Annotated in this window: 9 protein-coding genes; 6 read left to right on the forward strand and 3 right to left on the reverse strand. The window is 37.2% G+C overall.

Annotated features, from left to right (window positions below; genetic code table 11):
• Positions 1 to 127: 127 nt before the first annotated feature.
• The 3 genes from GWR14_RS14660 to GWR14_RS14670 form a co-directional block, all read right to left on the reverse strand.
• The gene (locus GWR14_RS14660; RefSeq protein ID WP_246236324.1) at positions 128 to 544 is read right to left on the reverse strand and encodes a DUF1634 domain-containing protein; all 417 of its coding nucleotides are present in this window, start codon (positions 542 to 544) and stop codon (positions 128 to 130) included.
• Positions 522 to 1,358, reverse strand: coding sequence for a sulfite exporter TauE/SafE family protein (locus GWR14_RS14665; protein WP_163395974.1), 837 nt, complete (start codon positions 1,356 to 1,358; stop codon positions 522 to 524). Before GWR14_RS14665 ends, GWR14_RS14660 begins: the two co-directional genes overlap by 23 nt.
• A gap of 263 nt (positions 1,359 to 1,621) precedes the next feature.
• Positions 1,622 to 4,066 (reverse strand): TonB-dependent receptor, encoded by a 2,445-nt coding sequence (locus GWR14_RS14670; RefSeq protein WP_163409821.1) that lies wholly within the window; start codon positions 4,064 to 4,066, stop codon positions 1,622 to 1,624.
• Between the two features lie 359 nt (positions 4,067 to 4,425).
• Between GWR14_RS14670 and GWR14_RS14675 the strand changes: the two genes are divergently transcribed.
• Genes GWR14_RS14675 through GWR14_RS14700 form a run of 6 tightly spaced genes read left to right on the forward strand, consistent with a single transcriptional unit; the run spans position 4,426 to position 10,734 of the window.
• A complete protein-coding gene (locus GWR14_RS14675) occupies positions 4,426 to 5,748 on the forward strand; it encodes a TolC family protein (RefSeq protein WP_163409822.1) in 1,323 nt (440 codons plus the stop codon).
• A 5-nt stretch (positions 5,749 to 5,753) separates the two neighbouring features.
• Positions 5,754 to 6,968 carry an efflux RND transporter periplasmic adaptor subunit gene (locus GWR14_RS14680; RefSeq protein WP_163409823.1) on the forward strand — a complete coding sequence of 405 codons (1,215 nt, stop codon included), beginning with the start codon at positions 5,754 to 5,756 and terminating at the stop codon, positions 6,966 to 6,968.
• A gap of 2 nt (positions 6,969 to 6,970) precedes the next feature.
• Positions 6,971 to 7,714, forward strand: coding sequence for an ABC transporter ATP-binding protein (locus tag GWR14_RS14685; protein ID WP_163409824.1), 744 nt, complete (start codon positions 6,971 to 6,973; stop codon positions 7,712 to 7,714).
• 2 nt (positions 7,715 to 7,716) lie between these two features.
• Positions 7,717 to 8,934, forward strand: coding sequence for an ABC transporter permease (locus GWR14_RS14690; protein WP_163409825.1), 1,218 nt, complete (start codon positions 7,717 to 7,719; stop codon positions 8,932 to 8,934).
• A gap of 12 nt (positions 8,935 to 8,946) precedes the next feature.
• On the forward strand, positions 8,947 to 9,984 hold the full coding sequence (locus GWR14_RS14695) for a sensor histidine kinase (RefSeq protein ID WP_246236325.1): 1,038 nt from the start codon (positions 8,947 to 8,949) through the stop codon (positions 9,982 to 9,984).
• Between the two features lie 24 nt (positions 9,985 to 10,008).
• Positions 10,009 to 10,734, forward strand: coding sequence for a LytR/AlgR family response regulator transcription factor (locus GWR14_RS14700; protein ID WP_163409826.1), 726 nt, complete (start codon positions 10,009 to 10,011; stop codon positions 10,732 to 10,734).
• Positions 10,735 to 11,132: the final 398 nt, after the last annotated feature.

The following is an 11,132-nucleotide window of genomic DNA, read 5'->3' on the forward strand; positions in this document are numbered from 1 at the left end:
CTTCCCATGAAACCAACAGCCCTAGCCCAGATGGAAGCGGCATCCTTTTTCCGCCGGGGTTCGGCGGAAAAGATATAGCGCACAGCTGGATTAGCTTCTGAAAACTCTAAAAAAAGAAATAGCTACATTAATGCGAAAACCCAAACGAAATACTAAGGATAATGATGCCGATTACGATGGTGGTGATGGCCACATAGAGGTAGTCTTTTTCGAGGAGGAAAGAAAATAACGACAGCAAAACCCGAAATACGGGCGTGAGGAACAGAAGTATGATTCCGGAGAAGATGATTGAGTCGCCTTTTCCCTGAATTAAGCCCTGGTAAATTGCGGCGATTACTTCGAAAATGTTTCTGTCATTTTCTTTAAATACCGAGTAGTCTTCGATTTCCTGACCGTGATGCAGCAGATAAACAACGCCTCCAATGGCGGCTACTGATAATGCCGTCCAAATGCCGTAACGCAATAAATTGCCTATAATGTTCTGAAAATCTTTTTCCTGAGATGTATTGGGTGTCATGTTTTTAGATTTTTCCGTTAATGCCATTGTAAATCATGTTTATCGCCAGTACAAAAATGAGGCAGGCAAAGAAAATGCGCAGTTTTTTCGGGTTGGTTCTTACCAGAATTTTGGCTCCTGCCATGGCTCCAAACAACACCCCGATTACGACCGGCATACAAATTCCGGGTTCGATATAACCTTTCTGAATGTAAATTACGGAACTCGCCATTGCGGTAACTCCCATCATAAAATTGCTGGTGGTGGTAGAAACCTTAAACGGAATCCGCATGATATTGTCCATCGCAATTACTTTGAAGGCTCCGGAACCGATTCCTAATAATCCCGACATCATTCCGGCGATCCCCATCATACTGAATCCGCCAATGACATTTTTTGTTCCGTATGCTACGACTTCCCCGTCATGGGTGGGATACGTACCGTTCAGATGCAGTTTTTTGGCCAGCGGACTGGATTCTAAAACGATGTGTTCTTCTTTTTTTCGCAGGGAATTAACAGCAGAGAAAATAAGTGTGAGTCCGAATAAAACGGCGATAAATGATGTCGGTGCAATGGTGGAAAGCAGTGCTCCGCCAACGGCTCCGAGTGTAGTTGCGATTTCGAGGAATATCCCGAGACGCATATTCGTAATTCCTTCTTTTACATAAGCCGCTGCAGAACCGGATGATGTAGCGATTACCGACACCAAAGCCGCACCAATGGCATAATGAATATCGACTCCGAGGATAACTGTCAGAAGAGGTATAATGATGATTCCGCCGCCTAATCCGGATAAGGAGCCTACAAAACCGGCTAAAAAAGCTCCTAAAAGCATAATCAGCGTAAATGTTAATACTGTCATTGTGGAATGTTTTGCGCTAATTTACAAATAGATACTGTTTATTGCATCATTAAGTTTTGCTGTAAAAGAATAAAAACAGTTTTGTAACAATGAAAGATACTGATTCTTAATACAATAATCACTGACTTAAAAATACCTTAAAAATTTTGAGCGGTGTGTAAAACCGCTAATTTCTGTAAAGAATCAACGTAACCAACAGTGCAAAAAAAACCGCCTCAAATAGCACTTTGAGGCGGTTTTGTATGATAAAACAGAATTATTTTTTAGAATTTATATGTTACACCTACTCTAAAGTTTCTAGGTGGTTCGGTTTGCCAGTAATAAACTCCATCACCAACCCATTGGTAGAATGAACCGCTATACAAATATTCATCTAAGATATTAAAGACATTAGCCGTTACTTTGATTTTTTTGGTTTCATAGGATAATCCGCCATCTAATTTAAAATAATCAGGTAATCTTTCTAATCCTTCACTCCAGGTATCTGTCTGGCGACCTGCAAGATATGTCCCTCCAACAGATGCACCGAAACCTTTTAAGATGCCTGAAGGGACTACGTAATTCAACCATGCATTTGCTACGTGTTTAGAGTATCCAGGAACTATATCACCTTCTTTAATACCTGTCGCCTGAGAAATATCATCAGAAATTTTTGTTACTTTAGATTCTGTAAAGGCATAATTAGCAATTAAGTTTAAACCATCAACAATCTTACCTCTTAAATCCACTTCAAAACCTTCAGCTTTTTTCTCTCCTAATGAAATAGAGTACCCCATTGCTGGAGGGCTATTTGGATCAGATGTTTTTTCATTTTGTTTTAAAATGCTGTATGCTGAAACCGTTGTGCTCCAAGTGCCATTAAACCAATCTTTTTTAATACCGATTTCTCTGTTAGTACCCGTAAGAGGCTTCATACTTTCTCCATTACTTGTAAAACCCGACTGAGGGGTAAAAGCCTGATCGTATACTCCATAAACAGCCAAAGAAGGGTTTACTGACCAGCTTAATCCTACACGAGGAGTAATATGACTATCTACTGCCGGATCGCTATAACTGCTTGTTTGTTTTATCCAGGTGTAACGGCCCGCAAGTGTTAATCTTAATTTATTTTCTAAGAAACCTAATTCATCCTGAACATATCCGGCAGCATATTGCGAACCATATATCCCTCCGGCTCTCAGTCTTAAAGGTGTTGTTTCATCAAAATTTGGCATTCCATTCGCAGGCGGACCATAATCGGGATTTAAGACATCAAATGGATCATCAACAGTATCTAAATTATGAGATTGTCCCCAATCGGCCATATAATCTTTCCTTCCTAAGTCCATACCTCCCAAAACTTTATGACTTACAGGTCCTGTGTTGAATTTTCCATTCACGAAAATCTGACCCAAAAACATATCACTTTCTGCATCCCAAATACCAACATTTCTAATAATTTCTCCTGGTGCCAAAGTACCTTCAGATACTCCATCATAATCTAAATCTACACTTCCCGGGCCAACTGCCGAAGGCCAGGAACTGTAACCATCCTGCAAATATTTAAAATAAGAAGTCTGTGCTGTCAATTTCCAGTTGCTATCAAAGTTATGTTCAAACATCAAATACCCGCTGTGGTCATTCATTTTAGTGTCCGGTAAACCAGGCTGTGTCATAGTGAAATCTACAGGTGTAGTTGCATAGCCTTCACTTGCTGAGCTAAAAACATAATAGGAACCTACTTCAGTCATGTTGGCAAACTGTCCGTTATATTCTAATGTTACTTTGGTTTTATCGCTCAATTGATAAGATAAAACCGGAGCTATTACATAACGGTCGTTATGTTCAAAAGGTCTGTGAGAACGTTTCTTTTGGAAAGAACCATTAAAACGGTAGAGGAATTTTCCGGCTTTATCAAATTTTCCGTCTAAATCAACACTGGCACGGTAGAAATCAAAACTACCTGCTAAAACACTTACTTCACCTTTTGTAATTCCGGTTGGTTTCTTTGTAACCACATTGTACAAACCACTCGGATCACCACTTGAAAGCATGAAACCTGCCGGCCCTTTTACGAATTCAATGTGGTCAACAAAACTCATATCTTCGGTCAAAGGTCCCCAATAAGAAGAAACCACATTAAAACCATTTCTAAAAGCCTGAATTTGAGATCCGCGCATAGTGATGTTAGTATACATGTCTCCCCAGTGTTCCAAACGTACAGCACCACTCACATTACGAATAACTCCGTCGCTCATGCTTGTAATTTGCTGATCTTTTAAAGTCTGAGCACTTACAATCTGAATATTTTGCGGGATTTCAAGTATAGGAGTCTGAAGACGCAATGACATTGACGGCTTGTCTTGTTTATACTTGTTTTTTGTAATGATTACTTCATCAAGATCTTCCTGACTTTCAGAAAGAGAGAAGTTTTTTGTTGTAGTCTGATTTGCTACTACTTCAATTTTTTCTTCTACCGATTTAATTCCGACAGAATTAATACTAATGATATAGCTTCCCGGTTTAACAGACTTAATTTCATATTGTCCGTTTTCATTGGTAACAGCTGTGTACTTTGTTCCTTTTAGTTTTATAGAAATATTCTCAGCAGGAAAATTTCCACTTAGCGATACTTTACCGCTTACTTTTCCGAGTCCCTGACCTATTACAGTTAACGAACTCAAAAACAACAAACTAAATAACAGTTTTTTGATGGTATTTATTTTCATCTTTGGTAAGAGTTAATTTTTTATGACGCAAAAGTAATGGCTAATGTCCTTTTATCCAAATTATTTTTAATTATTCCAAATAAGTTTAATGTTTTTCTAAATTGATTAAACAGTTTTTTGCAACGAAAAACCCTCTGATTTCATTGCTCTGCAGAGTTTCTCAGAAGGGTTATTTAATTGAAATTATTATTGATATGGTATTGTATTATAACACAATAAACTCCTGTTTTTCTCCATTACCTGCATATTTCTCATCTATACAAAAAGACTTTCTGTCTATTTGAGCCAGCCACCTGTCTATTGCATTCTCATAGTTTACAGATAGTTCTGAATTTTGATTCAAATTAAAAAAGTATCAAATGAAAGCCACTGTAATAATAAGTTTTATACTATGCTCTTTGTTCAGTTACGGGCAGGGAACATCAAATACTAAAAAGCAATGGACACTCGAAGATTGTTTTGCTTACGCTAAAGAAAAAAACATCAGCATCAAAACATCTGTATTGAGTAAAAATGCCGCTGAAGTAAATTACGATCAGTCGAAATCGTCAAGACTGCCCAATTTAACAGGTTCTGCATCGCAAAATTTATCTTTTGGAAACTCAATCGATCCGATTACAAGTGATTATGTGAGCCAAAAAATCAATTCTACAAGCGTGGGAATCAACTCGTCAGTTACTTTGTTTCAGGGCAATCAGATTTCTAATCAAATTAAACAGAATAAATTACTGGTTGACCAAAATTCGGCTTTTGTTGAAGAAGCTGAAAACAGCGTAATCTTAAGCATTACTGAAGCTTATGTACAAATTTTATACAATAATGAAGGTATACGAATCGCCGAAAACAATTTGAAAGCCAGCGAAAAAGAAGTACAAAGAGCCAAATTAAGATTAGACGCCGGAAGTGTTGCCCGAAAAGATTATACCGATGCCCTATCGCAGGCAGCAACTAATAAATACAATCTTATTGCTGCTCAAAATGCGCTTTCGAAACAAATCTTAGTCCTGAAACAATTACTGGAACTAGGCCCTGAAGAAGATTTTGAAATTGCTTTTCCGTTAGAAAGTAAAACGGCAGAAACAATTCCCGGTAAGATTGAGGTTTACAATAAAGCCGTTTCAATGATGCCTGAAATTAAATCTTCGCAACTGAATGTGGCCGTTTCTCAAAAGGAATTAGACATTGCAAAAGGAGGTTATCTCCCAACTTTATCGCTTTCGGGAAGTTTGGGTTCAGGTTATACCAATACGCAGGAATTAAGTTTTTCAGATCAGTTGAATTTAAACTTCAATCAAAGAGTAGGTCTATCATTAAGTGTTCCGATTTTCAACAGAAATCAAACCAAAGCACAAGTTCAAAATGCCAAAATAAGCATTGATAAAGCCGAAATAGCTTTGCAGACTGCTCAAAAAGAACTCTACAAAAAGATTCAGACCGCCTGGGAAAACGCAACAGCTTCAAGCGAACAAATGATTTCTGCACAATCGGCAAAAGAAGCTGCGGAAGAATCGTATGCTCTGGCACAAAAAAAATATGAATTAGGTGCTCTGAGTACTACCGATTTGGTGATCAGCCAAAATACTTATACTAATTCAGCTCAAAATTATATTCAGGCAAAATACCTCAACATTCTATACACACAACTATTATCCTTTTATCAGGGGAATGACATTAAAATCTAAAAACGATGAAAAATAAAAAGAATAAAATTATTGTATTATCTGCCGTTGGCTTCTTACTTGTAGCTATTTGTTTTTCCTTTTTACCGGGATCTAAAGAAACTCCGATAAAAGTAGAATCGCTAAAAGCTAAAATTGCAGATATTAAAACGACAGTAACGGCTACCGGAACTGTTCAGCCTATCAATGAAGTTGAAGTCGGAACTCAGGTTTCCGGAGTTGTAGAGAAAATTTATGTCGATTATAACAGCGTTGTTAAAAAAGGACAGCTTTTGGCCGAATTAGACAAAACGAATTTACAATCGGCACTGGTACAGGCGAAAGCCTTATACAACAGCGCTTTAAACGAGCAGCGCTATCTGCAGAGTATTTTTAACAGACAAAAGACTTTATATGACAGTCAGGTTATCAGCCGTTCTGATTATGACGAAGCACTATACAACCTGAACAATGCAAAAAGCACTGTAATTCAGCGTTCATCAGATTTGCAGAAAGCGCAGACCAATTTAAGTTATGCAAATATTTATTCACCAATTGACGGCGTAATTTTATCTAAAGCTGTTGACGAAGGGCAAACCGTAGCGGCAAGTTACAGCACTCCTACCCTATTTACAATCGCAAAAAACCTGACTGAAATGCAGGTTGAAGCGAATGTTGATGAAGCCGATATTGGTCAGGTGAAACAAGGACAGCGCGTAACTTTTACCGTAGATGCTTTTCAGGGTGAAGAGTTTCAGGGTGTCATTACTCAGGTAAGATTAAATGCTACAACCACTTCAAATGTTGTGACTTATACGGTAGTTATCAAAGCTGATAATCCGGATTTGAAATTAAAACCAGGACTTACGGCTACTATTTCTATTTATACTTTAGAATTAAAAGAGGTTTTAACTATAGAAGCCAAAGCAACCAATTTTGAGCCGGATGCTAAAGTTCTGGCTTCGTATCAAAAGCAAAACAATCTTGCAGTAACACCTTTAGGATCAAACAAAAATATTGACAAAGGAAGTGCTCAGGTTTGGGTTTTCGATGGTAAAAATATATTTCCGACAATTGTAAAACTGGGCACCAGCGACGGAATCAATGTAGAAGTTCTAAGCGGATTAAAACAGGACGATCAACTGGTTTATGGTTTAAGAGAAATTACAAAAGAAGATGTTCCGGCTGAAACAGGAGATAATGACAGTCCTTTTATGCCAAAACCTCCCGGAAAAAAGAAATAACGATGGCTAAAACAATTATAAAAATAGAAGATTTAAAGCGTTCGTTTGTAATGGGAGAAGAAACCATTCACGCTTTAAAAGGGGTTTCATTTTCGATTGAAGAAGGAGAATTTGTAACTATAATGGGTTCCAGCGGATCGGGAAAAAGCAGTTTACTGAATATTTTAGGCTGTCTGGACCAGCCCACTTCCGGAGTTTATGATATTGATACTGTTGTGGTAAAACAGCAATCTAAAAAAGAACTGGCTAAAATTCGAAATGAAAAAATCGGTTTTATTTTTCAGTCTTATAATTTACTGCCGAAAACAACAGCTATCGAAAATGTAAAACTGCCGCTGATGTACAATACCAAATATGATTCTGAGGAAATGGACGCATTGGCACTGGCCTCTCTCGAAAAAGTAAATTTGAGTAACAGGTTACATCATACACCCGCACAGCTTTCGGGCGGACAGCAGCAGCGTGTGGCCATAGCGCGTTCTTTGGTCAATAATCCGGTTGTAATTCTGGCCGATGAAGCCACTGGAAACCTGGACACGAGAACTTCTTATGAAATTATGGCACTTTTTCAAGAGTTAAACAAACAGGGGAAAACAATCGTTTTTGTAACTCATGAGCCGGACATTGCCACATTCAGCAGCCGTACCATCGTACTTAAAGACGGGCATATTATAAAAGACAGTCCAAATACTAATATTCTCTCTGCAGCAGAAGCTTTGGCTGCATTAGGGAAAGAAGACGAATAATTATGAGAATTCTAAATTTATTTAAAATCGCATGGCGAGCCATTATCCTGAATAAGGTGCGAACTTTGCTTACCATGCTCGGAATCATTATTGGTGTGGCGTCTGTTATTGCGATGCTTGCCATTGGTGAAGGCTCGAAAGAAAGTATTAAAAGTAAAATTTCGAGTATGGGTTCTAATATGATAACCGTTCGCCCCGGTGCTGATATGCGTGGCGGTGTCCGTTTAGATCCGAGCGCCATGCAGACACTGACTTTGGGTGATTATGAGGCTTTGAAAACACAAACCAAAATGCTTTCGGCGGTTTCTCCTTTGGTAAACGGGAGCGGACAATCGATTTATGGCGCGCACAACTGGCCGACCTCTATTTATGGCATCACTTCAGCATATTTAAAAATTAAAGTCTGGGAGGTCAAAACCGGAAGCATCTTTACGGATCAGGAAATAAAATCGGCTGCAAAAGTTGCTGTGATTGGGCAGACTGTAGCAACAAATTTATTCCCAAATGAAGATCCGATTGGAAAAATGATTCGCTTCAATAGTATTCCATTTAAAGTGATTGGTGTTTTAGAGAAAAAAGGAGAAAGTACTTTTGGACAAGATCAGGATGATGTTATTTTGGCGCCTTATACGACAGTTCAAAAACGTATTTTGGCTCAGGAATATCTGGAATCGATTGTTGCTTCTTCTGTTAGTGAAGAAAAATCGCAGCAGGCTGTTGACGAAGTGACTTCAATTTTAAGAGAAAGACATAAAATTACCGGAGATAAAGAAGACGATTTTAATGTTTTTTCTATGGAAGAAATGATTTCGACCTTTAGTTCAACCAGTGAAATGTTAACAATCTTATTAGTTGCCATTGCCGGTATTTCATTATTAGTAGGCGGAATTGGGATTATGAATATCATGTACGTTTCGGTAAAAGAAAGAACAAGAGAAATCGGTTTACGCCTCGCTGTTGGCGGAAAAGATACCGATATTTTGATGCAGTTTTTAATCGAAGCCATTATGATTAGCGTTACCGGAGGAATAATTGGTGTATCTTTGGGATTAGGGACCACTCTTTTTATCGAAAAAGTACTGCATTGGCCAACAGCTGTAACAAGTTATTCTATTGTAATTTCGTTTTTAGTCTGTGCCATTACAGGAATATTTTTCGGATGGTATCCTGCCAAAAAAGCGGCATCGTTAGATCCGATTACTGCATTGCGTTATGAATAAAACAAGATACTAATGAATTTTAAACAGAATAAATTACTAATAGGGTTTCTGCATGCCATGATCTGGTTTGTATTGTTTATGCTTCCCTATTTACTTTCATCAGGACAAAATCAGGCTATCAAAGCAGTGCTGTTTTTTTCATGGATTCCGTTATTCTGGTATTCCATCATATTTTACTGCAACTACTTTGTACTGATTGAACGCTATCTGTTTTCTAAAAAATTCGTTTGGTTCATTTTGATCAATCTCGTTCTTATCACGCTTTTTATCTGGGCAAACCAATCTATCAAGGATGTTTTTTTTGATCTTCGAATGCCTCATCCGGACAAAAATGATGATTTCAGGCCTTCCAGAAGCTTATTCATTTACAGTGATTTTATATTATTTAGTGTTCCTGTTGTTTTTTCCATAGCAGTAAAAACAACCGAACGCTGGATAAAAACCGAAGTAGAACGTAAAGAAGCAGTTACCATCAAATTAGAATCTGAATTACAGCATTTAAAATACCAGTTACAGCCGCATTTCTTTTTTAATTCACTCAACAATATTTATTCTTTGGTGGACACTTCGCCGGAGCAAGCCAAACAGACTATTCACAGTCTGAGCAAGTTAATGCGTTATTTGTTATATCAGACCAATGATGAAAAGGTCAGCCTGAAAAACGAAATTCAGTTTATTACCAATTATATTGAATTAATGAAGCTCCGGTTTACAGAGAACACAAAAATTGAATATGATTTTCCGATCTTAAAAACAGATCTTCAGGTTGTACCGCTTTTATTTATTTCCTTAATCGAAAATGCTTTCAAACATGGCGTTTCGGCAAGTCAGGAATCTGAAATTATCTTTAAGATGAGTATTGATGAAAACCGCATTGACTTCAGTATCCAAAACCATAATTTCCCTAAAACAGAAAGTGACAAAAGCGGTTCGGGAATTGGTTTGCAAAATATGAAGAAAAGACTGCAGCTGCTTTACCCGGGGAGACATGAATTTTCTACAGTTGTAAAAGACGGTTTTTTTATTGTAAACCTTACGTTAGAAACTTAATTGTTGTATAATAAAAACGAATTTATGTCTGATAAAATAACGTGTCTGATTGTTGATGATGAACCAATGGCTTTGAATTTAGTTGAAAGTTATGTGGTCAAAACGCCTTTTTTACAGCTTCAAAAAAAATGTAACAGTGCCATTGAAGCTTTAGAGTTTTTAAATGAAGAACGTGTTGATTTGATTTTTCTGGACATTCAGATGCCGGATTTAACGGGTCTGGAATTGGCAAAACTGATTCCGAAATCTACCCGGATTATTTTTACAACTGCTTTTGACCAGTATGCTCTGGAAGGTTTAAAAGCCGAAGCTATTGATTATTTACTGAAACCTTTTGACTATACCGAATTCTTTACCGCAGTCAATAAAGCCAGAGAATGGTTTTCGATGACCAAAAATGCCAAAAAGGAGAAAACCGATCAAATGGAATTCATTTTTGTAAAATCTGAATACAAACAGTTGAAAATAAATCTGGATTCGATTTTATACATTGAAGGTTTAAAAGATTACATCAAAATCTGGATCAAAAACGAACCGCATCCTATTCTGACCTTAATGAGTTTAAAAACAATGGAAGAAGAATTACCGGCAGATCAATTTATGCGCGTTCACCGCTCTTTTATTGTGGCACTCAAAAATGTGGAAGTTGTAGAACGTAGTCAAATTATAATTAACAAACAACGCATTACAGTTTCTGATCAATATAAAACACAGTTTATGAATTACTTATCTGAGAATTCATTAGATTAAAATTTTACTTAAAAAAACAAAAAAGGATTTACTTCGTATAAAGTGAATCCTTTTTTTGCTTCCAGCCATCTTTAAAATTAGCCAATTCGTATTAAAAATAATTTATCGACGAAATCTTCATCGATACTATCTCCCGCTTAGTATAGCGAAAATCTCTGTACTTCTACTTTATTATTTTATCACCGTCTTAAGTCATTTCTTTGAATAGCATTTGAAGAGAGCTACTCTGAATATGCCTCAATATTTTCACATCAGAAAGTCCCCAAAAATTCTAAGCCTATTTAACAAAACTACTTCCGGTAACATCCAATCATTCTTTCTTCAAAACCAGTTTGTATCATCTTTCGGATTGTACAAAATCGGGATTTGAATTAAGGCAATTACAATCGTTTCAAAAG

Origin of the sequence: Flavobacterium ajazii (assembly GCF_010614725.1) — a bacterium.
Taxonomy (GTDB): domain Bacteria; phylum Bacteroidota; class Bacteroidia; order Flavobacteriales; family Flavobacteriaceae; genus Flavobacterium; species Flavobacterium ajazii.

Coding starts and splice junctions, on each gene's coding strand:
- GWR14_RS14660 (WP_246236324.1), bottom strand. CDS start 544: ATGGCATTAACGGAAAAATCTAAAAACATGACACCCAATACATCTCAG.
- GWR14_RS14680 (WP_163409823.1), top strand. CDS start 5,754: ATGAAAAATAAAAAGAATAAAATTATTGTATTATCTGCCGTTGGCTTC.
- GWR14_RS14665 (WP_163395974.1), bottom strand. CDS start 1,358: ATGACAGTATTAACATTTACGCTGATTATGCTTTTAGGAGCTTTTTTA.
- GWR14_RS14670 (WP_163409821.1), bottom strand. CDS start 4,066: ATGAAAATAAATACCATCAAAAAACTGTTATTTAGTTTGTTGTTTTTG.
- GWR14_RS14695 (WP_246236325.1), top strand. CDS start 8,947: ATGAATTTTAAACAGAATAAATTACTAATAGGGTTTCTGCATGCCATG.
- GWR14_RS14690 (WP_163409825.1), top strand. CDS start 7,717: ATGAGAATTCTAAATTTATTTAAAATCGCATGGCGAGCCATTATCCTG.
- GWR14_RS14685 (WP_163409824.1), top strand. CDS start 6,971: ATGGCTAAAACAATTATAAAAATAGAAGATTTAAAGCGTTCGTTTGTA.
- GWR14_RS14700 (WP_163409826.1), top strand. CDS start 10,009: ATGTCTGATAAAATAACGTGTCTGATTGTTGATGATGAACCAATGGCT.
- GWR14_RS14675 (WP_163409822.1), top strand. CDS start 4,426: ATGAAAGCCACTGTAATAATAAGTTTTATACTATGCTCTTTGTTCAGT.